The organism is Nitrincola lacisaponensis (genome assembly GCF_000691225.1).
Lineage (GTDB): Bacteria > Pseudomonadota > Gammaproteobacteria > Pseudomonadales > Balneatricaceae > Nitrincola > Nitrincola lacisaponensis.
Window position 1 is genome coordinate 1 of record NZ_JMSZ01000032.1, and the last position, 25,623, is coordinate 25,623.

Here is a 25,623-nt window from a genome sequence, read left to right on the forward strand (position 1 = left end):
AGACTCATCAGGTTGGCAGAATAGTACTGATGGTAGAAGTCGATCAGGGCATCACGTATCGCGAGGTCTTCCTGATCTGATAGAGAGCGCAGATCCCCGACCGCAAAGCGGCTCCAGCCGTGGGCTGGATTCATGACCTGCTTGGAGACTTCATGTGCCCGACGTCGATCATCACGACGTCTGGCCTGAAATTCGGACTCCACGGCATGGCGTTCACGCTCGACATACTCAGGTGAAAAGAGTGGATCGATGAAGAAGCGTGAAAAGCGGTCCAGCGCTCCAGGGAGTGCCTGGGGGCGGATATCAAAGAAGTAGTTGGTGTTTTCATAGGCGGTAAACGCATTATGAGAGCCACCGTTGGCGCTGATGAAAGACTGATAGCTATCGGCTTCGGGATACTTTTCGGTGCCTAGGAACAGCATGTGTTCAAGGAAATGCGCCAGACCGGGAATGGCTTCAGGATTAGCTCCGGAGCCAACGGCGACATCCATGGATGCGGCGGCTTTTTCGGCTTCCGGATCGGAAATGAGCAACACTTTCAGCTGGTTGGGCAGGACGAAGGCGTCGAATTCGCGGTTGTCAAAGGGGCTTTTCAGCACCTCGGCAGAGACCCCGGCGGGTATCATAAAGAGTATAATGGTAAATATCGATAACAAATATTTACCTCTAGAAAAAATGAGCATTTATCTAAACTGCCTATATCCTGAAATTAAAGTAAGCTTGAAAGATGTTGACAATAATCTATTGATGGGATGGCTGGTACAAATAAAATAAGATCTGCAACAGGTTGTTCATTAATATGGCTTTTCATGTAACTATTGGGGTTCTCTGATTCACCGACCTGTTGCAGGATGATTGACTTGGTTTTAATATCGCTATCAATCCAATTTGATACACCTATATCACTTCTGATATGCCCAGCACCTGCAATAAGCAGATTTATCTTCCCAGGTGATGTATTCTCACGCATCTGTGATGCCATAAATTGGTCACGAGCAATCTGCACATCCACCATAGGTTGTGCCTGGGTACTGCTAATTTTATTACAATGTCCTTGTATGATGGTATTTATAAGAAGTTCACTATGTTTTGTGCTATGTGATTCAACCGCTATATCTCCTTTCATAATTTTTGCCACCTGACTATCTGAAATATTCCCAGCCAATACACGGGGAGCAAGATCCAAAGCGAAGCTGACCTGATCCCGGTAATCCATCCAGTTCCATTTGTTTGGGTTCCAGTGAAGATCATGACCAGAAGCGTTAGATCCATTACCTAACCATTGATCAAACTGACTTTGCTGTTCAATATCTACCATTTCAAATATGACATTACCCAATTTTCCAGCATGGGCAAGCAAGCGAATAAAAAAGGTTTCAGTACTATGGTGATCAGGGTGATTATGTTGTTCACCAATCATTAGCCAGCCGCCTTCAGGTAGGTCACTCAGAGCCTCTCTCCAACCGAGAAATTTTTGTTCTTTGGGGCTCCAAAAATGCCCTATTAAAGGATTCTCAGCAAACTCAGTCGCTGTAAATGTAAGCACCTTATCTGCTTCATTATTAGGTTTTGGGTAATCGATATCGGCTTTTTTATGTTGAAAGCTATTGCATCCGGAAATAAAAAAAGTCAACACAAAGCAAAGAGATATTAATTTTTTCACATTCAATTCCTTTATTTAAAATTGTATTCCGGTTTCTATCCAGAACTGTCTTCCAGTGTCATAGTAACGCGTTCCACCTGTGGCTTTGGAAACGTTGCTATCATTCAAAACGTTTAAAATATCAAGTTGAACATATGGCTGACTTTTTCCTAGCGCTGGGCTCCACCTGATATTCATATCCCAATTCAATCGTTTGGAGTAGGATACTTTTTCATAGCTGTAGAGCATTTCGCCGGTGTTTGGGTCGATGGCTCTATTGGGCGATGTGCTTTCAATAGCATTGTGACCAGCTTTGATATCAAAAAAGTTGTTAATATTCAGGTTATATTGGGGAACATCGACGGCAAGTTGAATGCTGGATCGCCAAGGAATGTTAAAAGCATTGGCCGGTAGGTCATTGACATCAATAACACGACCATCAAGGATCACTCGGTCTGTTCTATCGACACCAAACCCATCATTTCCTACACCTTCAAGATAGCCACTATTTGAGCCAGGGTTTAGATTGCGAGCATTTGTCAGTGTTTCCTGCCACTCGATCATGAATCTGGGGGTCCAGTTTGCATTGGCGAAGTGAATCGGCTTATGTAAAGCTGAAGTCAGTGTCAGTGTCTGAGTGTCAGATGTTCCACGATTTCCAAAGCGGTTTTGCCTGGTTTCAGAATCATAAATATAACTGAACTGATCTCTTCCTTGACGTGTTACAAAGGCAAGATTGTGCTGCCAGCTACCTAATATGTGAGAGGCACCAATAGAGAACTCATTGTTATAAGGCGTTTTAACGTTTAACAAGCCATCCCAGTTTGTCGTACCCCGGCTTTCTGTTTTGAAGTCAGGCATGATATTGGGCAGAGGCCAGGTTTCAGAGTAGGTGTACTTGTCGCGTAGTTGTGCAGCTTGAAGCTCAAGAAATGAACGTCCATAGTAACGGTTTGCACCGGCATAAATATTAGTTCTGTTATCACCAAAAATATCGTAGCTTATGTTGAACCTGGGTGAGAAATTTGTATTTCCCAAGAAACTATTATGATCAATTCTGAGTCCTGGATTTATAGAGAATTGATTGTATTCCATCTTGTTTTCAGCCCAAAATCCATATTGGTTTTGAGTTACATTGATATCATAGGGTAGTCTTTGATAGCGGCTAAAAAGATAAAGTTGATCTGCGCTTGAGCAAACGCTTCCCCATGGCAGGCATGCCCAGGTATACTCTGTTGATTTCTCTGAACGTATCTCTTCCAGATCGGTTTTTGAAATATCAAAGCCGAATCTTATATTGTTTGTCAGTGAGCCATATTCAATTGAGTTTAATTCTATATGTGGATTAAGACTATAAGTATTTTGTGATTGACTCATTGGGCCAGGCACACCTGTAGTTATATTCTGATCGCCTCGTAATATAACTAATAATTCAGGGTTTTGAGTATTTACAGTGCGCTCATTTTTGAAGGTATCCCAGTTTGTTTTAAGGAATAGATTTCCTATGGGTAATTCAGACTGATAGTTTAGTCCTGCTCCCATAGCATCATTAAAATAATCAAAAGATGAGTTTGAGTGTCCACCAAGGGACATTCTTGATTTATTGGTGTTGTATCTAAGGTTTAGGTCTACTTCAGAAAAATCATCTATAGTTATCGTTGTTTTTGTGTTGAATCCAATACTTTCCCTGTATTGATCTATGTTTGGGTTTTCATCAATACTTTCTGTTAATTGACCATCAATTACTTCATAAATAAAGGGTTGATAATCATAAAGAGGGATTTCAGATTTTTTATGGAATATACTGAAATTAGTTCCAATATTGTCGGTATGTCCTAGATCTCCGCCAAGATCAAAAAAATTCTTTGTGAATCTCGGTTGATTTAAAGTAAAACTTTTCCCGGAAGGAATGGAGCCTTGTTCAAACTCACTTGCCATCGATGGGTCGACATGGAAACTGGTGAGAGTGTCACTGGTATGTCTCCAAGTCATCCAGAAGCTATCATTGCCACTATATTTCCGTGACTGTGCATCGACAACACCTCCTGTAAATCCACCATATTGTGCACTGATGTTGTGATCCATTATCTCAATGCTTTCGAGATTTTTCAGGTTTACAAAGTAGCCTTGAGAATGGCTTCCCAGCCTTTTTAAGTCACCTTTATCATCGTATGCAGGATCAATGTCATTATTGATGACTGCACCATCAATCTGGAATCTATTTTGAAAGAAAGGAGATCCATGTATGGAGATATTGTCTGGTGTGATTTCCCCGGCTCCTGTAGATCGTCGTGAGTCTCCACTCAGACTGACACCAGGTGTTCTTGTAAGCACATCAGTCAGGTTTGCGTTTCCTGTCGTGCCGGACTCAATATGCTCTCTATCTATGCGAGTCGTACCATTTTCATGGCTGTTTCGGTCATGTATATATAGAGTTCCTAATGTATAGCCGTTCCTTTCTTCTCTCCTGCGAATCTCAAATTGATTGACTCCCTGTTGAATGTAGTAGTAGCCAGAGTCGCGCAAGATCAGTTGCAGTACTTCCGTGACAGAGTAATTTCCATGTATGTTGGGGGTAGTAATTGGCCCTGCTTTTTCTGATGTTAGTGTGATTTCAACATTATAAATATGGCTAATTACAGGAATTAGTTCGGTTAAGTAGGTGGATTGAAGCTGTAATGCTTTTTCGATGTCGTTGATATTTCTATCGTTAGAATATGCGTTACTGCATGTCAAAACGCTGGCAACAAAAACGACAGAGGCTGACTTCTGTACTAAACGTTTAACCATTGCATCCTCAAAAGTATAAACATCATGTTTTATGTGCGTAACTCTATTGACCCTTCAATAGAGCTCCCCCGTTGGCGCACAGGTGAATACTAAGCGTAGTGAGAACAATAATCAACAACGATTTTGGTTTTGTTATTTAACAGGAGGAGTGAGTGTTTAAAAGAGTTTTGTCATCAGCAGAGGTACTGGCTTCGCAGTGCGAAGCCAGTCGTTTGGCAGGTGATTACTTGTTCAGAACACGCAGCATCCAGGCGGTTTTTTCATGTACGCGCATGCGGTCAGAAGCCAGCGCTGCGGTAGATTCATCATTGCCTTCCTGAGCGTGTTTCAGTACATCACGGCAGGTACGGACAACGGTTTCATGGCCTTGTGTCAGCAGGTCAACCATTTCCTGAGCAGTCGGTACACCCTCCACTTCCTTGATATTGCTCAAGCGCACAAATTCCTTGTAGGTGCCGGGTGCTGCGACATCAAGTGTACGGATACGCTCGGCAATATCATCCACGGCGAGCGCCAGTTCATTGTAGTGTTCTTCAAACATCAGATGCAGTTCACGGAACTGCGGACCGGTCACATTCCAGTGAAAGTTGTGGGTCTGAAGATACAGTGTATAGGTATCAGCCAGCAGGTGTTTCAGACTCTCTGCGATGGTTTCGCGATCTGCCTTGGTGATACCGATATCCATTTGAGTCATGCTTGGCTCCTTAACTGTTAATGATCTATGTAGTTATATTCTAGCGTGAATTTTGCGTGAATACCGATTCGCCACAATAATTAATGTTTATAATGATCATAGTCAAGACAAATGCTGCAGATGATCTTCGGAGTGCTCATGGGAAAAGAAACCGAGTTGAAATTGTCGTTGCCATCCGCGTGCGTGCCAGCATTGCGAGCACATCCCCTGTTGCAGGCAGCGGAGACGGTGGGTGCTCCGAAGACACTGGATAATACCTATTTCGATACAGCCGATCTGCAATTACAACAGCGTCAGATTGCGCTGCGAACCCGGCAGCAAGGTGATGTCTGGTTGCAAACGGTCAAGTGTTCCTCGGTCTCTGTGGGTGGTTTGAGTCAGCGTCCTGAATGGGAGAAGCCCTATACCGGTGAGTTTGACTTCAGTGATATCGAATTGAAGCCGTTGCGTAAATTGCTTTCGCAGTTGCAATCTCAATTACAGCCGGTGTTTACGACACTCTTCACCCGTCAGACACTGTTTATGAAGCGTGAGAGTGGTGCGGAAATTCTGTTAATGCTGGATCAGGGCGACATACTGGCTGGGGGGCACCAGCAACCGCTGTGCGAACTGGAGCTGGAACTGGTTTCAGGGGCACCCGAAGATCTGTTGCAACTGGCTGTGGAACTGTCTGCAACCTTGCCCTTGCTACCGTCGGATGTTTCCAAGGCCGAACGCGGCTATCGACTGTATCGTTCAGAGCCGGAAGTGCCGGTGACGATGCCATCGGTTTTGCTGCATAAGCGTCAAAATCCTGTTGAGGCTTTTAAGGCGCTGGCGTTTGCCTGTGTGGCTCAATGGCAGGGGAATGTAACCGGTGCGTCTGTCAGCCATGATCCGGAGTTTGTACATCAGTTGAGAATCAGTCAGCGACGCTTGCGGTCGTTACTGCGTTTGTTTGCACCGGTGTTGCCGGAAAGCTGGTGCGCACACTGGAATAGTGTTCTGGCTGATAATGCCCGGCTATTTTCCGATCTGCGGGATCTGGATGTGATGAGTGATGAAGTTCTGCCTGGTGTGTTGATCTTGCCAGGTGCAGATGACTGGCCATTACAGAGCTTGCATCAGTTGGTGTGTGCTCAGCGAGATCAGGCACGCATGGCGTTGATGGACCATCCGGACCTGCAGCGCCAAGGGCAGCTGATTTTAACCCTGGTATTGGAGTTGCATGCTTTGGCAGCGAGCTCGGATCAGGATCTGTCACTGTCCAGATTTATTGATCAGGAATTGAAACCGTTGCGTAAGCGGGTGCGAAAGCGCTATCGGCAGGCATTGAAAACCCGGGATGAAGCTGCATTACACGCGTTACGCATCGCGTTGAAGCCACTGCGTTACGCTCTGGAGTTTTTTATGGGTGTGTTACCTGGCCAGAAGACCCTGACGCTCTATGAGGCGGTATTGGTTGCAGTTCGGGCCTTGGGACAGGTGAATGACTTACATGTGTCCCGACGTGTGCTGGCTGGTTTGACGGCTGCTGATGCGGGGCATCAGGCTGCCTTGGCCTTTATGTCTGGATTGCAGAGTGCGACGTTGATTGAGCAACGCAAAATTGCATTACGTGCACTGAAGAAAGTGATGTAACAGGGTCAGGAACAGTGCCTCGCTTCGTCTGTTGCCATTGACGAAGCGAGGCGATTTTTCCTGTCTTACATGTTGGGATAGACGGGACCGCCACCACCTTCAGGAGTTACCCAGGTGATGTTTTGTGCGGGGTCTTTAATGTCACAGGTTTTGCAGTGTACACAGTTGGAGAAGTTGATCTGGAAACGCGGCCCGTTCGCATCCTCCACGACTTCATACACCCCTGCAGGACAGTAACGCTGTGCTGGTTCAGCGTATTTCGGCAGGTTTTCACGAATCGGCAGCTCCGGATCTGTCAGGCGCAGATGGCAGGGCTGATCTTCTTCATGCGTGGCATTGGACAGGTAGACGGATGACAGTTTGTCGAAAGACAGCTTGCCATCGGGCTTGGGATATTCAATCTTGCGTGCTTCCGCTGCAGGTTTGAGCATCTCATGGTCTTTGTGGGTGTCATGCAGGGTCAGCGGGATCTTGCCACCAAAGATATTCTGGTCGACAAAGTTGAAGGTGCCGCCGAGGAAGGTACCGAACTTGTGCATGGCAGGACCGAAGTTGCGGCCACGGTAAAGTTCATCGTACAGCCAGGAGGCTTTGAACGCATCATCGTACTGCGTCAGATCCTTGCCACCTTCATCACCAGCCTTGAGCGCGTCTGCAATCACTTCTGCCGCCAGCATGCCGGATTTCATACCGGTGTGAATGCCTTTGATCTTGGCGAAGTTCAGGGTGCCGGCATTACAGCCAAGTACAAATGCACCGGGCAGCGTCATTTTCGGCAGACAGTTGAGTCCACCTTTGGTGATGGCTCGTGCACCATAGGAAACGCGTGTGCCGCCTTCCAGATACTGACGGATTTCCGGGTGATGCTTGAAACGCTGGAACTCATCAAACGGGCTGAGCCAGGGGTTGGAGTAGTTCAGATCGACGATGAGACCGACTTCTACCTGGTTGTTTTCGTCGTGATAGAGGAAAAAACCACCACTGGCGCCATCACTCAGCGGCCAGCCTGAACCGTGTACTACCAGTCCCGGTTTGCTTTTGGCCGGATCAATATCCCACAGTTCCTTGATGCCGATAGCATAGTGCTGCGGGTCTTTGCCCTGATCCAGGGCGAAGGCGTTCAGCAACTGCTTGCCGAGATGTCCGCGAACGCCTTCAGTAAACAGGGTGTATTTGGCGTGCAGTTCCATACCGGGTGTGTAGCTGTCTTTCGGCTCACCATCGGCTCCGATGCCCATATCACCGGTGGCAACACCTTTGACACTGCCATCTTCGTGGTACAGGATTTCAGAGGCCGGGAAACCCGGGAAAACTTCTACACCCAGCGCTTCGGCCTGTTCCGCCAGCCAGCGGGTCACATTGGCCAGGCTGACGATATAGTTGCCCTTGTTATGCATGGGCTTGGGGACGGCAAAGCCTGGTAATTTGACCCCTTTGCTGTCATTCAGCAGCAACAGGGTATCTTCAGCAGTGACTTCACAGGTGATGGGCGCGTCACGCTCTTTCCAGTCGGGAAAGAGTTCATCCAGTGCGCGCGTTTCCATCACGGCGCCAGAAAGAATGTGTGCACCGACTTCAGACCCTTTTTCCACGACACAAACGGTCAGTTCCTGTTCTTGTTCCTGTGCTTTTTGCATCAGGCGACAGGCCGCTGCCAATCCGGTGACACCTGCACCGACGACAACGACATCAAACTCCATCGATTCACGTTCCACAGTTCTGGCTCCTTATATTATTCTCAGACAGGTTCATTATAGCCTTACAAGGCGTGGTCACTTTAGAACACTTTCAGCAAATTATGCCCTGATAATGCCTTTTTTTGTCAGTCAGATTGCAAATCAGCTGTGCATTTTGGCAATAATCATCCAGTCATGTGTGTCCGGGACACAGTTTACCTGAGACGATATCATCAGAGTCGATCTATAGTATAAGTGAAATCCCTTATCTGATAAAATTTTCTTATAGCAGGCGGGTTGTGGCGCAATCAGCGAATTCTGCTATAGTCCGTGATGCATTCAGCTGGCTAAACTGAAGGAAATCTATTCATGAAGGTTCTCGTTACAGTTAAACGTGTAATCGACTATAACGTGAAGGTCCGTGTCAAACCGGATAACACTGATGTCGATCTGAAAAATGTCAAAATGGCGGTTAACCCTTTCTGTGAAATCGCTGTCGAGCAGGCCGTACGCTTGAAAGAAGCAGGCAAGGCGTCTGAAGTAGTGGTTGTGTCCATGGGTCCCCAGAATGCGCAGGAGCAGTTGCGTACCGCTCTGGCGATGGGAGCCGACCGTGCAATCCTGGTACAGTCCGATGAGGTGCTGGAGTCTCTGACAGTTGCCAAACTGCTGGCCAAGATTGTTGAAGAAGAGCAGCCGGGTCTGGTGATCATGGGTAAACAGTCCATTGACACAGATAACAACCAGACCGGACAAATGCTGGCTGCCCTGACGGGTATGTCTCAGGGTACGTTTATTTCCGGCCTGGAGCTGAGCGATTCTGAAGCTCAGGTAGTACGTGAAATTGATGGTGGTCTGCAAACCCTGGCAGTCAAGTTGCCTGCTGTACTGACGGTTGACCTGCGTCTGAACGAGCCGCGTTACGCATCTTTGCCGAATATCATGAAAGCCAAGAAAAAGCCGCTGGATACCAAAACACCGGCTGATTACGGTGTTGAAGTGAAAGCCAATACCCGCTTGCTGAAGGTTGAGCCTCCTGCTGAGCGTCAGGCTGGTATCAAGGTGGCCAGTGTCGCCGAGTTGGTAGATAAACTGAAGAATGAAGCGAAGGTGATCTAATGGCTATTTTATTGATTGCTGAACATGACAATTCCGCTCTGAAGTCGGCCACCCTGTCGACCGTGACAGCAGCGACTCAGATCGGTGGCGACATTGATTTATTGATTGTTGGCAGTGGTTGCACACCGGTGGCTGATGCTGCGGCCAAAGTACCGGGTCTGCGTAAGGTTCTGGTGGCTGATGATGCGGCTTATGATCATGAGATTGCCGAGAATGTGGCGGATCTGGTCAAGGGCCTGGCGGCTGATTACAGCCATATTCTGGCACCTGCAACGACGAATGGTAAGAACTTTATGCCGCGTCTGGCGGCGTTGCTGGATGTGGGACAGATCTCCGAGATCGTTTCAGTCGAAGCGGCTGATACCTTCAAGCGTCCGATCTATGCAGGTAATGCGATTGCTACTGTGCAATCACTGGACCCGATCAAAGTTGTGACGGTACGTGGCACTTCGTTTGATCCGGCGGCTACTGAAGGTGGTTCTGCGACTGTGGAAAACCTGAGCCAGGTCAGCAATACCGGCCTGAGTCGCCTGGTTTCTGAAGAGCTGGCTCAATCGGACCGTCCTGAACTGACCACAGCCAAGGTGATCGTGGCGGGTGGTCGTGGTATGGGCGACAAGGCACACTTCGCCATGCTCGACGCACTGGCTGACAAGCTGGGTGCCGCGGTAGGGGCTACGCGTGCAGCTGTTGATGCCGGTTTTGTACCGAACGATTATCAGATTGGGCAAACCGGTAAGGTTGTGGCGCCGGAGCTTTACATTGGTGTCGGCTTGTCAGGTGCTATTCAGCACTTGGCGGGTATGAAAGATTCCAAGGTGATTGTGGCAATCAACAAGGATGAAGATGCTCCGATCTTCCAGGTGGCGGACTACGGTCTGGTTGCTGACCTGTTTGAAGCTGTTCCGGAGCTGGAAAAAGCACTCTGATGGCTTGAAAGATTCGTCCGCCACCTTCGGGTGGCGGACGAAGACCTGGTGGCTGTCTTCCTGACTTAACGGTAGTCCTCTACCGGCACACACGCACAGAACAGATTACGGTCACCATAGACGTTATCAATGCGATTGACGCTAGGCCATACCTTGGCATCTTTCAGCCATTCTGCTGGAAAGGCACCCTGCTCACGGCTATAAACCCGATCCCAGTTCGCATCCATCAAATCCGCCTGTGTATGTGGTGCATGACGTAACGGACTCTGTTCAGCCGTCATTTCACCTGTTTCCACTGCCGCAATTTCCTGACGTATCTGTACCATCGCCTCGATAAAACGGTCCAGCTCGGCTTTGGATTCCGATTCGGTGGGTTCGATCATCAGGGTTCCGGGTACCGGGAAAGACATGGTTGGTGCATGGAAACCAAAGTCCATCAAGCGCTTGGCAACATCTTCTTCGGTGATGCCGGTACGTTCTTTCAATGGGCGCAAATCAATAATGCACTCATGCGCCACGCGTCCATTACGGCCTGTGTAGAGTACCGGGAAGTGCTCATTCAAGCGGTTGGCAATATAGTTGGCACTGAGAATCGCCACTTCGGTGGCCTGACGCAAGCCGATGCCACCCATCAGACTGATATACACCCAACTGATTGACAGAATACTGGCGCTGCCCCAGGGCGCGGCCGAGACGGCAGTATTGTTCTGATTATCATTGTTGACCTGTACCACCGGATGGTTGGCCAGATGAGGCACCAGATGGGCTTTGACACCAATCGGTCCCATACCGGGGCCACCACCACCGTGCGGGATGCAGAATGTCTTGTGCAGGTTCATGTGTGATACATCGGCACCGATCTCGGCAGGTTTACTGATGCAGACCTGCGCATTCAGGTTGGCACCATCCATATACACCTGACCACCACACTCATGCACAATGGCACAGATCTCTTTGATCTCTTCCTCGAATACACCGTGAGTGGAGGGGTAGGTGATCATCAGCGCAGCCAGGTCATCTTTGTGTGCCAGAGCCTTGTTACGCAGATCCTCAACATCCACATTACCCTGGGCATCACAGTCAATCAGTACGACCTGCATATCCACCATGGCCGCAGACGCGGGATTGGTGCCATGGGCAGATGTGGGGATAAGGCACACGTTACGATGCCCTTCACCTTTGGCACGCAGATAGTTGCGAATCGCCATCAGACCGGCATATTCACCCTGAGCACCTGAATTGGGCTGCATGCAGATGGCATCAAAACCGGTGATTGCACGCAGCATCTGATCCAGCTCATCAATCATTTGCTGATACCCCAGAGCCTGTTCCCGTGGTGCAAAAGGATGCATGTTGGCCAGCTCTGGCCAGGTCACAGGAATCATCTCCGCCGTCGCGTTGAGCTTCATGGTGCAGGAGCCCAGTGCAATCATACTGTGTGCCAGTGAGATATCCTTGTTTTCCAGCTTTTTCAGGTAACGCAGCATCTCTGTTTCGCTGTGATGCGTGTTAAACACCGGATGGGTCAGAATCTCGTTTTCACGCAGCAGGGATGCGGGCAGGGCAGGGGTGCCGTTTTCGATCAGTTGGTAATCCAGTGCTTCCATATCCAGATGGTGGGTTTCGCCCAGCAGCGCTTTCCACAGGGTGTGAATCTCTTCACGCGTGGTACGCTCATCACAGGTAATGCCCAGTCGGGTGTCACCAATTTTGCGCAGATTAATTCCCAGCTCGGCAGCGCGCTCATAGGCTGCATCGCGTGCAAAACCGAGTTCCAGGGTCAGAGTGTCGAACCAGTGGGTATTGACGATGGTGACGCCTTTGCTACTCAGTCCGGCAGCCAGGATATTGGTCAGACGATGAATACGTGAAGCGATGATTTTCAGCCCTTCCGGTCCGTGATAGACCGCATAGAAAGCGGCCATGTTGGCCAGCAATGCCTGGGCGGTACAGATGTTGGACATGGCTTTTTCACGGCGGATATGCTGCTCACGGGTTTGCATTGCCATACGCAAGGCAGGCTTGCCTCGGCTATCCACTGATACGCCGATAATACGGCCCGGTACAGATCGCTTGAAGGCATCACGGGTAGCGAAATAGGCGGCAGATGGACCACCATAGCCCATGGGGACACCAAAACGCTGCGATGAACCGAACACGACGTCGGCACCCAGATCTCCCGGTGACTTCAGCAGAACCAGTGCCATAATATCGGCTGCCGCACAGAACAGTGCTTTTTGCTCATGCGCCTGTTGAATCAGCGCCTGATAGTCCTTGATTTCACCCAGGGTGTCCGGGTACTGGACGACCACACCAAAATAGTTGTGTTGTGCCATCAGACTGGCTACATCACCGATCACGACTTCAATGCCCAGCGGTTCGGCACGTGTCTGGATAACACTGATATTTTGTGGATGCAGCTGTTCATCGACGATAAAGACATTGGCATGTTTGGCTTTGGACATGCGCTTGCACAATGTCATTGCCTCAGCCGCGGCAGTGGCTTCATCCAGCAGTGAAGCGTTAGCCAGTTCGAGGCCGGTCAGATCCATAATCATCTGCTGGAAGGTCAGCAGTCCTTCCAGGCGCCCCTGAGAGATTTCTGGCTGATAGGGGGTGTAAGCGGTGTACCAGCCCGGATTTTCCAATACGTTACGCAGGATGACATTCGGGGTGATGGCATCGGTGAAGCCCATGCCGATCATGGAACGCTTGACGATATTCTGGCTCATGATCGCCTTGAGGCGTTCCAGAGTTTCGGTTTCCGTACGCGGGGTATCCAGCTCTGCAGGGATATCGCAACGAATCGAAGCCGGCACCGTGCGTTGAATCATATCTTCCAGTGTCTGAAAGCCGGTCGCTTCCAGCATGGCCTGCTGCTCTTCGACTGAAGGGCCGATATGACGCTCAATGAAGGCATCATGGTGTTCAAGCGTATGTAACGAAAGTGAATGTGGGCACATTACCAAGTAATCCTGCATAGGTTGTATCGGACCCGGCGAACAACACCAGAGCCGACCGGGAAAATTCACCCCGGATTGTCAGATTCAGGCGCAGATTTTAACCTTTTTTTCATCTAAGTGGGTAAAAAATGGTCGTAGATGGTTTTCAGCGTTGAGCTGCTTTGAGGTTGGTGTACAGATGCCGTTCATCCAGATGGGGTGTATTGAGCTGTAGCAGTTGCGTCCGCAGGGCCGGTGTTGTCACCACCCGAACCTGATGGTGTTGTTCCAGTTTTTCGACCATGCTGTCCAGCGCAAAAATAGCGGTCAGGTCCATAAAGTTGACTTTGCGGCAATCAATAATGATATGACGGGTGCCGATAACCTGATCGACTGTCTCGATACGGTCCAGCATCTGGCTGGCTGAACCAAAGAATAGTGGACCTTTGACATGAATGACCCGGACTCCTGGGCCAATTTTTTCCAGCTGATGTGACTGATGCCCGTTACCGTCATCAAAACGTATATCCGCATCCCGGGCTACCCGTCGGGTCAGCATGCCCATCGCCAGGATCACGCCGACGGCAACCGCCATGACCAGATCAACAAGTACCGTCAGCAGAAAAACAGCAAGCATGATCAAAATATCGGATCTTGGTGCTGTTTTCAGTCGCTTGAACAGGCGATAGTCGAGTATATCAATCCCCACCTTGATCAGAATGCCTGCCAGAACAGCCAGGGGAATATGTGTGGCCAGAGGCGCCAGACCCAGCAGCAGCGTCAGCAGTAGCAGTGCATGAATAACGCCGCTGAGCCGCGTGGTTCCACCCGAGCGGACATTGATGACGGTACGCATGGTGGCACCGGCACCGGGTAGTCCACCAATAAATGCACACAGCATATTACCCAGACCCTGACCGATCAGCTCACGATTGGGCTGGTGGCGAGTGTGGGTAATTGAGTCCGTGACCAGCGATGTCAGCAGGCTGTCAAGACTGCCCAGCAGGGCCAGTGTCAGGCCAAGGCTGATAATCAGGCTCCAGTCTTGCAGGGAGAACTGGGGCAGTCGCCATTCCGGCAGTCCGACAGGAATATGGCCGATTTCAGCAACCTCAAACTGCAGCAGCAGACTGACACTGGTGAGCAATACCAGTGCCAGCAGAGGTGAGGGGATCACGCGACTGATACGCATCGGTGTCAGAAAGAGAATCACCAGGGTCAGCACACCCAGCGTCAGTGCTTGAGGGTTTACGGCAGTGAGTAGTTGCGGCAGGTGCAGCAGTGCTTGCAGTGGAGCAGACTCTGCGGGTACTCCGATTAATGGGCCTAGCTGCAGTAACACGATAATCACACCCACACCGCTCATGAAGCCTGATATCACCGGGTAAGGAATGAAGTGTACCAGTGATCCGGTGCGTAACAGGCCGAGGCCGATCTGTACCAGACCGCCTATCAATACGACGGCCATCGCCACTTCCAGATTGCCACCAAAGGCACCGAGGGCTGATGCAAAGACAACCGTCATCGGGCCGGTAGGCCCGGAGATCTGTACGCGTGTGCCACCGAGCAGCGCGGCAATCAGTCCCAGTGCAATGGCACCATAGAGTCCTGCGGCCGCGCCTGCACCTGAGGCGACGCCAAAAGCCAATGCCAGAGGAAGTGCAACGATACCGGCAGTAATGCCACCAGAGAGATCACCTTTAATCGAGGAAAAGACTGAAGCAGGCATTAGAAAAGCGTCCGGGTGCGGTAAAACATCTACTTTGCACAGCCATAGGGCGCTTTGCAATCCCCATTTGATCACTCCGTGATGCCAAATATGCTGCGACATTATGTCTCAATGCAGTCGCATCTATTTCCATTAGACTTCGCAGGGTTTTTTAAAGGTTCGCCATTCATCGAACAGAGAGTCCAGAGGAGCTGATATGAACCCTGCCGTTTTTACACCCAGGCCGCTTGCGGTTGCGATCACCTGTGTATTGGTACTGCCCTGGTGTTATGCCAGTGCCAATGATGCCATGCTGCTGGAAGTCACCAAACCTGTAGCGAATCCACTGGATACATCAGTCGAGTCATCGCCATCAGCCCTGGCGCTGTTGCGTGCTGCAACACATGATACGGCCAGCTTATTACGAAATATTCCGGGCATGAGTCTATATGGTGCTGGAGGGGTGTCGAGCTTGCCAGCTATTCGTGGCCTGGCCGATGATCGTGTACGCATCAAGGTGGATGGGATGGATCTGATCGCAGCCTGTCCCAACCACATGAATCCGCCGTTATCCTATGTTGACCCCAGCCAGCTTGCAGTGCTGAAAGTCTATGCCGGTATTGCGCCAGTCAGTGTTGGCGGTGACAGTATTGGCGGTTCCATTGTTGCTGAAAGGGCTACCCCCGAGTTTGCATTGCCGGGAGAAGCGGCGCTGACACGGACTGAAATAGGCGCTTTTTATCGCAGCAACAACCGGGCTGTTGGTACGCACCTGTCGACCCGTTATGCCACGGATACCCTGAGCCTCGATTACAGCGGTGCCTGGAGTCAGGCGGACAATTATAAAGCCGGTGGTGACTTTAAGTCGTTTGTGGATACAGGACGGCCTGGACATACCCTGGCGCGTGATGAGGTGGGATCAACCGCTTACGAGACTCAGAATCATGCCCTGGGTATTGCGTTCAAACTGGATGAAAACCTGTTTGATGTTCGCTTCAGCTATCAGGATATGCCGGAACAGCTGTTCCCCAATCAACGTATGGATCTGCTGGAGAATACCCAGAAACTGGTGAATGCGTCCTGGAGTCGTCCCTTTGAATGGGGTTCGATGGAGGCACGGGTTTATCATGAACAGGTGGATCATTTTATGGACTTTGGTGCAGACAAGCGTTTCTGGTATGGCACGCTGTCCGGTGCGGGTAACCCTTGCGATCCGATTCGCTTTCACGGTGATCCCGCAGGCACCTGCGCTGCCGGGATGCCGATGTACTCTGAAAGTGATAACACCGGGGTAAGTCTGTCCGCCGATGTGAATGTCAATGACCGGCAGGTGTTGCGCGTGGGAGCTGACCTGCAACGTTATCGTCTGGATGACTATTGGACCGCATCCGGTGGTGGTATGGGGCCTGGTACCTTCCTGAATATAAATAATGGTCAGCGTGATCGAGCCGCTGTATACGGTGAAGTGGAAACCCGGCACAACGCAGCCTGGACCAGTCTGATGGGCGTCAGGTATGAGCGTGTCGAGATGGATGCCGATCCGGTACAGGGCTATGCGGCTGCGAACATGCCCGGTAATCAGTTAGCTGAGTCTGAAGCCTTTAATGCGCAATCGCGTTCACAAACCGATCATAACCTCGATCTGGCACTGCTGGCGCGTTACCAGCATAGCCCTGGTCTGGATATTGAGCTGGGACTGGCGCGCAAGGTTCGTTCTCCGAATCTGTATGAGCGCTATACCTGGTCAACCTGGCCGATGGCAGCCACCATGAACAACTTTGTCGGTGATGGTAATGGCTATGTCGGCAGCATTGATCTGAAACCTGAAACAGCCTATACCGCCTCGGCAACGTTTGACTGGCATGCAGAGGATCGACGCTGGTCAGTTGCGGCGACACCTTTTTATACTCATGTGGATAACTATATCGATGCTGTACGTCGTCCTGGCTGGAGCGAAAACCAGTTCAACGTACTGCAATATGCCAATCAGTCAGCGCGTCTTTATGGTATTGACCTGTCCATGCAGCTGCCTTTGATGGCCAATACATGGGGGAATTGGGGACTGAACAGTGTGGTCAACTATACCTAGGGCAAGAACCGTGATACCGGGGATGCACTCTATAACATCATGCCACTCAATGGTCGCTTTACACTGACACATCAGTTGCAAGGCTGGGACAATGCGCTGGAATGGATTGTAGTGGATGAAAAATCATCCGGATCGGCTGTTCGTAACGAAATCAGCACGTCCGGTTATAGCCTGATTAACCTGCGTGCCAGCCATACCTGGAATCAGGTACGGCTGGATTTTGGCATCGAAAACCTGTTTGATCGCTATTATGTACTGCCTACCGGCGGAGCTTATACCGGGCAGGGGAGTACCATGGCGATCAACGGCATTCCCTGGGGCATCGGCGTCCCGGGCATGGGACGCTCGGCTTATGTCGGGGTGAAAGTGCAGTTCTGATCAGTGTTGCTGATAGTCTGTGTTGGTGATCAAGCTGGAGGGACGAGTCCACTCACGCAGCTGATCTGAAAACACGAAGCTAATCGGCAATACACCGCCTTCCGGGTGATATTGGCAGACCCGGTAGGCGGTCCAGTCACCCTGGTTATCCAGTGTCAGGTTGGCCGGCCCCTGAAGAATCAGGTCATCCTGTCCGCGGACCTCGACCCTGACCTGAGTCAGTGACGGTTGAAAACTGTCTGCTTTGATCTGATAAAAGTTACACACCAGGCCATCGCTGAACTCACGATACAGGCTGTCCCGGTCCCGACGTACTTCAATAACCAGATCCTTCTTCTCAAAAAAGGCATAGCCTGTTGCGCTGAATGCGATAAGCAATACCGCCAGATAGCCGAACAGCCGTGGACGCCACAGACCTGATGGCTTTTTGTTGGCAGCTTCAGCACTGGCAAAGCGAATCAGGCCTATTGGCTTGTGCAGTTTGTGCATGATCTGATCACAGGCATCGATACAGGCGGCGCAATCGATACAGGCGGCCTGCAGACCATCACGTATATCGATTCCGGTTGGGCATACCTGTACGCAAATCCTGCAATCGACACAGTCCCCCGTCTGACTGGAAGACTGTTTCAGTGCACCGCGAGGTTCACCTCGATTACTGTCATAACTGACTTTCAGAGATTGATTATCCATCATCACCGCTTGAAAGCGTGAATAAGGGCAGGCATGCAGGCAGATCTTCTCACGGACCAGACCCGCATTGGTGTAGGTCAGCAGGGTCATGATGACCAGCCAGGTCAGCAGTGGCAGCGAGACTTCCGACCCGGTCAGAGCGGGCAGTATGTCCCGAACCGGTACAAAGTAGCCGGTAAAGGTGACTGCTGTCAGCAGGGCGACAAGCAGCCAGATACTGTGCTTGAGGATTTTGCGCAGCAGGCGCTTGCCACGCAACGGCAGTGCGTCCTGACGCTGGCGTACTGATGCACGTCCTTCTGTCCAGCGTTCAATGCGGATGAAAATCCAGGTCCAGATTGTTTGTGGGCAGGCAAAGCCGCACCAGACACGCCCCCAGAGCATGGAAACGAAAAACAGCAAACTGGCTCCGCTGATCATTAATCCGGTGAGAATATGCAGGTCATACCAGGAAAAAGCCGTGCCAAACAAGAGAATCCGACGTTGTGGAAAGTCAAACAGCAGCCAGGGTGTGCCATCGGCTTCAACCCAAACCAGGCCAAAAAACAGCGCCAGAAGCGGCCAACTGATCAGTCGTCTGAGTGTCTGAAAGCGGCCTTCGGTGAGACGAACATGAATTTTACCTCCTTCAAGTCCGGATGCATCGGCCACGGGGTAGAGTGGAATTAGGGAATGTTTTGACATGGAGTGCCTCCTCAGATACCGCAGAAATCTTAGGGGTTAAGTAAAAATAAGGACAGGCACAAAAAAATAATAAATAATAGGTACAGATGTGATGTGTGGAGCCTCGGTATGAATCAAGAGTATGCCTATCTGGCACTGGAATCCTGGTTGTTACAGCAGTTGCAGACAGGGCGCTGGCAGGTGGGAGAACGATTGCCTTCAGTACGCATGCTATGCCGGGAGCGCGGTGTCTCCAAGGCAACGGTCATACATGCCTACCAGCGTCTGGAAGCACAAGGGCGTATCGAGGCACGTCCCCGTTCCGGCTATTTTGTCTGTGCCCCGCTTGCTGCTGTGCGGGTATCCGACAGGTCAGATGAGTCGACACTGATTCCGCAGCCTGTACCGGTGACCAGCAGTGAGCTGCTGACGGATATCATGATGCAGGGCGCCGCATTTGATCTGCTGCCGGGGCAGCAGGCACCCTATCTGCCTGCCGGACTCTTGTTGCTTAACCGGGCTATTGCCCGCGCATTGCGCCAGTCCCGCGGTGTTTCTCACCAGAGTTACGAAGAACCAGCAGGCTTTTTACCCTTGCGCCAGTTATTGGCACAGCGTTATCAGCGAGATGCCTGTCAGGTGACTGCAGACCAACTGTGCATTACCAGTGGCTGTCAGAATGCCCTTTATCTGGCACTGAAAGCCAGTTGTCAGCCGGGAGATCTGGTGGCGGTAGAGAGTCCTGGATTTTATGGGGTGATTCAATTGCTGGAGACTTTACAGTTGAAAGTGATTGAAATTCCGGTCAAGTCCGGTGTGGGTATGGACTTGAAAGCCTTGGAGCGTGCCTTGATGCACTGGCCGATACGTGCCTGTGTGGTGACTCCCAGCTTTGCAACACCGGGGGGCACGCTCATGCCGGCGGGTGAGCAACAATGCTTGCTGGAGCTGGCTGAGCGTTATGATCTGGTGGTGATTGAGGATGATATCTATCGAGAATTAAGCTTTGCCGGGCGCCTTTCTCCCCTGAAAGCACGGGATACTCAGGATCGTGTAATTCTGTGTGGCTCCTACTCCAAGACGCTGTCACGTGATCTGCGTCTGGGTTGGGCTATCAGTAAACGTTGGCATGCACGCATCGTCTATCTGAAGTTGATGACACAGCTGGCCAGCAGTCACTATGTGCAGCAGGGATTGTATGATTATCTTAACTCTGGCGAGTATGACCGTTACTTGCGTCATCGGGTCACTGAACTCTATGGTCAGGCGCAAGACTGGATTTCGGCAATTCAGAGGCGCTGGCAGGATCAAATAGTGTTTGACCGACCTCAGGGGGGCTTGTGTCTCTGGGTAACCTGGCAGTGCCCGATTGATACGCTGGCCCTCTATCCACGTGCGCTGCAGCAGAATGTGGCACTCACGCCCGGGCCACTCTTTTCCGCCAGCGGTGATTTTCGCCAGGCGCTGAGGTTGAGTTTTGCTCAGCCCTGTACTGCAGCACATGAAGCTGCGCTGGACCGCTTGCAGGGGTTAATGCATCAGTGAGTCAGACATTGGCGCGCCCGTGCTTCCCAGTCATCCGGTACGATAAACAGACGCTGCCTTTCCTGACCTGTGGCCGGATCTATTCGTGCGACCTGTACAGGGCGCTCAAGTAGTGTGTCGAGTTGATGCGACAGCGATGTCAGTGGGGCATCTGGCAGGAGCTGTTCAGCAAACCATTGGCGTCGCTCCAGGCGCAGGTAGATTGAATCCCCGGGTAATCGAGGCAGTTGGTGTTGAGCCAGCCAGGCAGGTTGCAGGCCGGAATCTTCTGCCCAGGGCTGAAACAAACGCCCTCTGAACAGTGCCTGAGCCTGATCGACCTGTATGTTCAGATGTGCCAGTGGTGGCTGTGCTTCCTGCCGGGATGACAGGGGCAACTGGTGCTGACAGGTATGCTGGTATTTTCGAATCAGCAGATCTTTCAGGCCTGGACCAATGTATCGGGCCAATGCGTTTGCAGTATCGGGATCGGGCAGGGCGAGGTAAAATTTGACAGCCAGTTCCAGATGCAGCGTGCAGGGTGGATGCTGACGCTGGATGAGCAGGTCCAGCTCGCCCAGGGTGCGTTGATCGGCATCCCGGATTTGCAGGTTATGGGCGAGGAGTTGGTAGTCGGGATGCTGATGAAGGTAAAAATGCCAAAGGCGCTCAAAATAGAGTCCTAATCTGAGTGGACGCCCTGCAGCGTGCCCCTGTTGCAGATGGTCTAACAGGGGGGCTGGTTGTTGATCCAGCTGTTGCAGGAGTTGTCGAAACGCATCACTGTGATCCTGCCAGTGCGTCACGCCTGTGGTGTTGATCAGGCTCGGGCTGTTGATTGCCCAGTAGAGATCACGTACCGCCGGGTGGCGCAGGCTATTCAGCATCTGCTCAGTTGAACAGTTTACGCTGGCGCTTTTTCAGCTGTATACCTACCAGCAGCAACAGGAAGATGAACAGCAGGGCTGTTTGCATCGGGATGGTCATCCCGAGAAATACCCAGTCAATTTCAGCACAGTCACCAGAACCTTGCAGCACTTGCCGCAGTGCTCCAAAGACGGGCTGGGTTTGCAGTAAAAACTCCAGCCCGGGTCCACAGGCAGGCACCTCATCAGGTGGCAGGTTTTGGAGCCAGATATGACGTAGCTGAATGGCAAAACCTGTCAGGCCAATCAGCAGGTTGATACCGCCATAAATACGCTGTCCCAGTTGTCCCGGGTTATGAATCAGGGCAATGAAAAAGACCACCGCCATACTCATAACCACAATACGGGTCAGTACACACAGAGGGCAGGGATCGAGTTCAAGGTGGTTCTGCAGATATCCGACCGCAAACGCCATCGCGGTGATACAGGTCATCAGTCCCAGCAGGTTGAGTTGGCGATAGCTTAGCAAGTCGGACTCCTTGATACAGGGTTGGGGTTATTTACGACGCCATTGACCATTGGCATCCTGAATGTATTCGCCGGGTCTGGCGCGTTCTTGCAGGCGCTGTCCAGCACGGGCTTCAAAGACATCCAGTGCGACGGACGCATCCTGTGCCGAGCGTTGATAGAGCGCTCGACGTTTCTGGTTCACATCGGTGACCAGTGCCCGCAATTCATTGCTGGGGCTGCGGGTAACAATGCCGACATAGCCGTTCAGTTGTTCACCTACCAGTCCCTGTGACTTGGCCTGGTCCAGTGACTGAGCCCAGGCGGGAAGCGACAGCAACAGGAGCAACAGAACCCATAGATAACGTTGGCTTGAATGTAACATGGTAATCTCCTAGAACAGGTCGCTGTTTTCTTGCAATAAGGTATCAATTTCCCGATCGACTTTGACCAGAATCTCATGCTGAATTTTGACGTTCAGATTGATTGTGATCGGGTCCTTGGGTGCGGCTACTTGTACCGTTGGCGTACAGGCTGCCACTAAGGGGATCAGCAGCATCAGCAGCACTGATCGTGATAAGAAAGCGGTCATAGAGGCCTCGTTGTCTGTCGTCATATCATTGAATGTCCTATTCTGACGCGGTGCGCCTTAACCTGAACCAAACAGTAGGTGTTACTGGCGTTGAAAATGCTGGTCAAGCGCGTCGGTAATTCTGCCGGTAATCTGCAGGGCGCGCAGCAAATCCGGTATGTTGTCTTCAATTGTCAGCGTCAGGTCAATTGGCCGGCCCTGTTGCCATTCAGGGTTATGCCCTTGCAGACGTGAACGCAGCGTCAGATCGCCATTCGGCTGGTAGTACACATCCAGATCCAGTAACTGGTATTGCAAGTCGCTGAGTGCATCCAGTGCCAGACGCAAGCCTATATTGCCCTGGGCCATGGCATCCAGACTTTCATTCGGCTGATAGCGTATCACGCCTGGAGCGACCGTGCCGATATTCCCGCCCTGAATGCTAAGTCCTTCGGCGTTGTAACGCACCGGTAGTTGCCCGTCAATCAAGCCTTCACCATAGAGCCCCTGCTCGGCATAAAGTTCCAGAATTGCACCGAGATTAAATTGTCTCAGGCTGACCAGAAATAACAGCTCCGGTGCGCGAGGGTCAAAGCTCAGCGCAGGCACATACACTTGGCCGCCTAACAGCCGAGCATTGAATGCGGACAGTTGCAGCGTCAGTTGTTGCGCGCGATGTTCCAGTCGATAGTTCAACGGGGTCAGGCTGACAGGCAGGCCGATATTCAGGCGCTGCAGCTGAACATCACCGGTACTGTGCCAGTGACCACGATGATCCCACTGCCATCGACTGTTCCAGTTTACCCCTTCAATCTGTGTGTTGGCGTGGCTCAGGTTGGCATCAGCGAGTTGTGCCTGACCGCTGATTTGCCAGCTCTCCGGTTCTATCCTGGCCGTACCTGTAGCCGAGAAACGACCCGTGTGCAGGCGGATTTGTGGTGGCAGATCGGCCAGATAGGGGCGCAGCCCATCCAGTAATTCAGGGGCAGATGTTTCTGGAATACGCCACTGTATATCTGCCTTGCCGTCGGGTGTCATGGTTCCACGAAAGGTAATTGGTGCTAAGGGGTTATCAACCCTGAACTCTCCAGAAAGTTGTCCCTGCTGCAGAGTTATCTGCGCCAACAGATTGAGTGCGAGAGGGTGTGGTTGGTCAATCCAGCGTGGTTCCAGTCGGGTGGCCAGGGTGAGATCACCGGTCAGTGTCTGCAGCAGTGCCGCAGGTGCTAGCGGTAGCTGACGAGGCAGGCGAAACTCGGTGGTAAAGGAGAGTGGGTCTTGCAGTCCCGGGTGCCAGTTGTAGCTCAGGTTGAAGTGTTGTTGTAACCATCTCAGCAGTGGCGTGCTGAACACTTGATGGCCAAGGTTGAGTTGCCACTGCTGCTCCTGATAGGCGAGGCTGCCAGAGGCCTGATACAGGCTGTGTTGTGTGTCGGTCAAATGCAGAGATAGAGAGGCGTCGCGGTGAACGCGTAGCGTTAAATCCGCCAGACGTTGCTGATCCAGGGTGAGATACCAGCTTGAGTCCAGCGTCTGACTATTCAACTGCAGGGTGCCGGTTGCGCCCAGTGCCGGGCTGTCATCTGCCTGATAGTGAACGGTGACCTCGGCAATGTGTAGCTGCTCAGTCGGGAGCCTGTCAAAAAACGTCTCCAGCTGTTGCGCGGGCAGGTCCAGTGTTTCACGCTGAAGTGTTTGCAGGCGTTGCGGCAGGGTCGTGTCAATCTGAATGGCAATCTGAAGCTGGTCAATCGCTATGCTTGAGAGCTGTGCTGTTTTGAGCAGCTCTGCCAGTGTATACCTCAGTTCTGCCTGATGGATATACAGATGGGTCAGTCGCTGGCCATCCAGATGAGTGAGTTGCAGCTGGTTTATGATCAGTCGATTGCCGTGAGGAGGCTGCATCTGAAACTCAATGGCATCGAACCCCTGCTGCTCCAGCCATTGACTGATAAGCCAGCGGGACAGCTGTGGCGTCAGCATGTAGGCTGCCACCAGTGATCCTGCCAGCAGTATCAGTATCAGGCCAGATAACAGTAGCAGTTTTTTTGCCACAGCAGCTCCCTCTCAGGCTGAAAGCGATGTGTGTTTAGCGTTTTCTGACAATGTTCATGCCATCTCGCACGGTGAGAAACACGTTTTCCACCTCCGGGTCGGCGGCGATCAGGCGATTGGTTTCAACCAGGATGTCATCCAGCTCAGACTCGGGTTGTAATACCTTACCCGACCAGAGCACATTGTCCAGAATAATCAGTCCACCGGAGCGGGTTCGTTGTTTGACCGCCTGATAGTAGTGCAGATAACTGCGTTTATCCGCGTCAATAAAGGTGAAGTCCAGCTCCATATCCAGCTGTTCCAGTGTATCGGCAGCACGACCAAAAATGACTTCGATTTTATGCCCGTGTTCACTGCGATCAAAGAACCGCTGTGCCATTTCGATGGCTCTTGGATTGGTTTCGCAGCAGATGAGTTTGCCGTCATCAGGCATACCCTCGGCAATGGAGAGCGCGGAGTAGCCGGTGAACATGCCGATCTCCAATGCGTGTTTGGGGCGTGTCAGCGCAGCCAGCATTTTCAATGTGCGTCCGACCAGGCGTCCGGAAAGCTTCTGTGGCCAGCCCATCTGTTCATTTGTTGCATCAATGAGCTCCTGAAGTAGTGGAGGTTCGGCTTGGGTGCTGACATAGGCATAGTCTTCAACAGCTTCATCGACGAGAAATTCAGGCATGGTGTGTTCCGATCACTCAGGAGGTTGAACCGAAGGGTAAACGCGCAGTGTAGCATTTTTTCGGGTTTCATCCCGCTTTGTCGTACAATAACCGGCTGACAAAATTGGATCTTACACGGGAGCCTTCATGACTGATGCATTGTTGATTTTCCTGCTGACCGGACTGGTGTCCATGTCAGCGGCCTTGAGCGCGGGTGCGCTGAATAAATTGCCTGAGGCTGACAAGCCCTCATTTTTGCAGAATGCCAATGGTCTGGTGATCGTCATGGTGTTGGGTAATCTGGCAGCACTGACCTTGATTGGTTCGCTGGCGTATGGTTTCTCCCGTCTGGACTGGTGGATTCCATTGAGTTGTGTCTTTATTACGTTCCCGGTGGTGCATCTGGTCATTATCAAGCGCCTCTTGGGTGATCTGACCAATGTGTTTGTCTGTGGCGGACTGACGATGATCTCTATTCCGGTGCTTTGGTGGTACTGGTAAAAA

General features: G+C 51.3%; 21 protein-coding genes. 7 read left to right on the forward strand and 14 right to left on the reverse strand.

Going from position 1 to position 25,623, the window contains the following annotated elements; translation table 11 throughout:
• From ADINL_RS10065 to ADINL_RS10080, 4 genes are all read right to left on the reverse strand, one after another.
• Positions 1–599: insulinase family protein (locus tag ADINL_RS10065; protein ID WP_239644369.1), on the reverse strand; the 599-nt coding region annotated here is incomplete at its 3' end.
• 110 nt (positions 600–709) lie between these two features.
• Entirely contained in the window at positions 710–1,663 is a 954-nt protein-coding gene (locus tag ADINL_RS10070; protein WP_036547358.1) for a ChaN family lipoprotein, read from the reverse strand.
• Between the two features lie 15 nt (positions 1,664–1,678).
• On the reverse strand, positions 1,679–4,432 hold the full coding sequence (locus ADINL_RS10075; RefSeq protein WP_036547361.1) for a TonB-dependent receptor: 2,754 nt from the start codon (positions 4,430–4,432) through the stop codon (positions 1,679–1,681).
• Positions 4,433–4,655: 223 nt separating this feature from the next.
• Positions 4,656–5,126 (reverse strand): Dps family protein, encoded by a 471-nt coding sequence (locus tag ADINL_RS10080; RefSeq protein WP_036547364.1) that lies wholly within the window; start codon positions 5,124–5,126, stop codon positions 4,656–4,658.
• 138 nt (positions 5,127–5,264) lie between these two features.
• Here ADINL_RS10080 and ADINL_RS10085 point away from each other — a divergent pair, with 138 nt between their 5' ends.
• Entirely contained in the window at positions 5,265–6,746 is a 1,482-nt protein-coding gene (locus ADINL_RS10085) for a CYTH and CHAD domain-containing protein (RefSeq protein ID WP_036548618.1), read from the forward strand.
• 65 nt (positions 6,747–6,811) lie between these two features.
• Here ADINL_RS10085 and ADINL_RS10090 read toward each other — a convergent pair whose 3' ends face one another.
• The gene (locus ADINL_RS10090) at positions 6,812–8,446 is read right to left on the reverse strand and encodes an electron transfer flavoprotein-ubiquinone oxidoreductase (protein ID WP_036548620.1); all 1,635 of its coding nucleotides are present in this window, start codon (positions 8,444–8,446) and stop codon (positions 6,812–6,814) included.
• A gap of 345 nt (positions 8,447–8,791) precedes the next feature.
• Between ADINL_RS10090 and ADINL_RS10095 the strand changes: the two genes are divergently transcribed.
• Together ADINL_RS10095 and ADINL_RS10100 are read left to right on the forward strand one after the other, a co-directional pair.
• Positions 8,792–9,541, forward strand: a complete 750-nt coding sequence (locus ADINL_RS10095; RefSeq protein WP_036547367.1) for an electron transfer flavoprotein subunit beta/FixA family protein — start codon at positions 8,792–8,794, stop codon at positions 9,539–9,541.
• Positions 9,541–10,470, forward strand: coding sequence for an electron transfer flavoprotein subunit alpha/FixB family protein (locus tag ADINL_RS10100; protein WP_036547369.1), 930 nt, complete (start codon positions 9,541–9,543; stop codon positions 10,468–10,470). Before ADINL_RS10095 ends, ADINL_RS10100 begins: the two co-directional genes overlap by 1 nt.
• Before the next feature lie 65 nt (positions 10,471–10,535).
• On the opposite strand, the gene gcvP is transcribed toward ADINL_RS10100, so the two are convergent.
• Together gcvP and ADINL_RS10110 are read right to left on the reverse strand one after the other, a co-directional pair.
• Complete coding sequence (gene gcvP / locus ADINL_RS10105) at positions 10,536–13,433, reverse strand: aminomethyl-transferring glycine dehydrogenase (RefSeq protein WP_036547371.1); 2,898 nt, start codon at positions 13,431–13,433, stop codon at positions 10,536–10,538.
• A gap of 145 nt (positions 13,434–13,578) precedes the next feature.
• Entirely contained in the window at positions 13,579–15,243 is a 1,665-nt protein-coding gene (locus ADINL_RS10110) for a SulP family inorganic anion transporter (RefSeq protein ID WP_204368231.1), read from the reverse strand.
• Between the two features lie 94 nt (positions 15,244–15,337).
• Here ADINL_RS10110 and ADINL_RS10115 point away from each other — a divergent pair, with 94 nt between their 5' ends.
• Entirely contained in the window at positions 15,338–17,209 is a 1,872-nt protein-coding gene (locus ADINL_RS10115) for a TonB-dependent receptor plug domain-containing protein (protein WP_204368232.1), read from the forward strand.
• A 39-nt stretch (positions 17,210–17,248) separates the two neighbouring features.
• Entirely contained in the window at positions 17,249–17,587 is a 339-nt protein-coding gene (locus ADINL_RS16815) for a TonB-dependent receptor (protein WP_204368233.1), read from the forward strand.
• Here ADINL_RS16815 and ccoG read toward each other — a convergent pair whose 3' ends face one another.
• Positions 17,588–18,964 carry a cytochrome c oxidase accessory protein CcoG gene (gene ccoG / locus ADINL_RS10120; RefSeq protein WP_051632713.1) on the reverse strand — a complete coding sequence of 459 codons (1,377 nt, stop codon included), beginning with the start codon at positions 18,962–18,964 and terminating at the stop codon, positions 17,588–17,590. It abuts the gene before it with no gap.
• A gap of 108 nt (positions 18,965–19,072) precedes the next feature.
• Between ccoG and ADINL_RS10125 the strand changes: the two genes are divergently transcribed.
• Complete coding sequence (locus tag ADINL_RS10125; RefSeq protein ID WP_036547378.1) at positions 19,073–20,488, forward strand: aminotransferase-like domain-containing protein; 1,416 nt, start codon at positions 19,073–19,075, stop codon at positions 20,486–20,488.
• Here ADINL_RS10125 and ADINL_RS16000 read toward each other — a convergent pair.
• From ADINL_RS16000 to ADINL_RS10155, 6 genes are read right to left on the reverse strand one after another with little or no spacing between them, the layout of a single operon-like run.
• The gene (locus ADINL_RS16000) at positions 20,482–21,354 is read right to left on the reverse strand and encodes a DUF1853 family protein (RefSeq protein ID WP_051632714.1); all 873 of its coding nucleotides are present in this window, start codon (positions 21,352–21,354) and stop codon (positions 20,482–20,484) included. The two genes, ADINL_RS10125 and ADINL_RS16000, sit on opposite strands and share 7 nt — an antisense overlap.
• A gap of 4 nt (positions 21,355–21,358) precedes the next feature.
• Positions 21,359–21,862 carry a disulfide bond formation protein B gene (locus ADINL_RS10135; protein ID WP_036547382.1) on the reverse strand — a complete coding sequence of 168 codons (504 nt, stop codon included), beginning with the start codon at positions 21,860–21,862 and terminating at the stop codon, positions 21,359–21,361.
• Between the two features lie 27 nt (positions 21,863–21,889).
• A complete protein-coding gene (locus tag ADINL_RS10140) occupies positions 21,890–22,225 on the reverse strand; it encodes a YdbL family probable chaperone protein (protein ID WP_036547386.1) in 336 nt (111 codons plus the stop codon).
• Between the two features lie 9 nt (positions 22,226–22,234).
• Positions 22,235–22,456 (reverse strand): YnbE family lipoprotein, encoded by a 222-nt coding sequence (locus ADINL_RS10145; protein ID WP_239644370.1) that lies wholly within the window; start codon positions 22,454–22,456, stop codon positions 22,235–22,237.
• Between the two features lie 57 nt (positions 22,457–22,513).
• On the reverse strand, positions 22,514–24,466 hold the full coding sequence (locus ADINL_RS10150) for an intermembrane phospholipid transport YdbH family protein (protein WP_036547389.1): 1,953 nt from the start codon (positions 24,464–24,466) through the stop codon (positions 22,514–22,516).
• A 34-nt stretch (positions 24,467–24,500) separates the two neighbouring features.
• Positions 24,501–25,139, reverse strand: a complete 639-nt coding sequence (locus ADINL_RS10155) for an O-methyltransferase (RefSeq protein ID WP_036547392.1) — start codon at positions 25,137–25,139, stop codon at positions 24,501–24,503.
• Between the two features lie 127 nt (positions 25,140–25,266).
• Between ADINL_RS10155 and ADINL_RS10160 the strand changes: the two genes are divergently transcribed.
• Positions 25,267–25,620: a hypothetical protein gene (locus tag ADINL_RS10160; protein WP_036547394.1), complete on the forward strand. Its 354-nt coding sequence runs from the start codon at positions 25,267–25,269 to the stop codon at positions 25,618–25,620.
• Positions 25,621–25,623: the final 3 nt, after the last annotated feature.

Bases quoted from the DNA above. Each gene is read 5' to 3' on its own strand.
- gcvP (WP_036547371.1), bottom strand. From the start codon at position 13,433: ATGTGCCCACATTCACTTTCGTTACATACGCTTGAACACCATGATGCC.
- ADINL_RS10100 (WP_036547369.1), top strand. From the start codon at position 9,541: ATGGCTATTTTATTGATTGCTGAACATGACAATTCCGCTCTGAAGTCG.
- ADINL_RS16815 (WP_204368233.1), top strand. From the start codon at position 17,249: ATGCCACTCAATGGTCGCTTTACACTGACACATCAGTTGCAAGGCTGG.
- ADINL_RS10095 (WP_036547367.1), top strand. From the start codon at position 8,792: ATGAAGGTTCTCGTTACAGTTAAACGTGTAATCGACTATAACGTGAAG.
- ADINL_RS10085 (WP_036548618.1), top strand. From the start codon at position 5,265: ATGGGAAAAGAAACCGAGTTGAAATTGTCGTTGCCATCCGCGTGCGTG.
- ADINL_RS10140 (WP_036547386.1), bottom strand. From the start codon at position 22,225: ATGTTACATTCAAGCCAACGTTATCTATGGGTTCTGTTGCTCCTGTTG.
- ADINL_RS10115 (WP_204368232.1), top strand. From the start codon at position 15,338: ATGAACCCTGCCGTTTTTACACCCAGGCCGCTTGCGGTTGCGATCACC.
- ADINL_RS10080 (WP_036547364.1), bottom strand. From the start codon at position 5,126: ATGACTCAAATGGATATCGGTATCACCAAGGCAGATCGCGAAACCATC.
- ccoG (WP_051632713.1), bottom strand. From the start codon at position 18,964: ATGTCAAAACATTCCCTAATTCCACTCTACCCCGTGGCCGATGCATCC.
- ADINL_RS10110 (WP_204368231.1), bottom strand. From the start codon at position 15,243: ATGTCGCAGCATATTTGGCATCACGGAGTGATCAAATGGGGATTGCAA.
- ADINL_RS10125 (WP_036547378.1), top strand. From the start codon at position 19,073: ATGAATCAAGAGTATGCCTATCTGGCACTGGAATCCTGGTTGTTACAG.
- ADINL_RS10075 (WP_036547361.1), bottom strand. From the start codon at position 4,432: ATGGTTAAACGTTTAGTACAGAAGTCAGCCTCTGTCGTTTTTGTTGCC.
- ADINL_RS10160 (WP_036547394.1), top strand. From the start codon at position 25,267: ATGACTGATGCATTGTTGATTTTCCTGCTGACCGGACTGGTGTCCATG.
- ADINL_RS10145 (WP_239644370.1), bottom strand. From the start codon at position 22,456: ATGACGACAGACAACGAGGCCTCTATGACCGCTTTCTTATCACGATCA.
- ADINL_RS10090 (WP_036548620.1), bottom strand. From the start codon at position 8,446: ATGGAGTTTGATGTCGTTGTCGTCGGTGCAGGTGTCACCGGATTGGCA.
- ADINL_RS16000 (WP_051632714.1), bottom strand. From the start codon at position 21,354: ATGCTGAATAGCCTGCGCCACCCGGCGGTACGTGATCTCTACTGGGCA.
- ADINL_RS10155 (WP_036547392.1), bottom strand. From the start codon at position 25,139: ATGCCTGAATTTCTCGTCGATGAAGCTGTTGAAGACTATGCCTATGTC.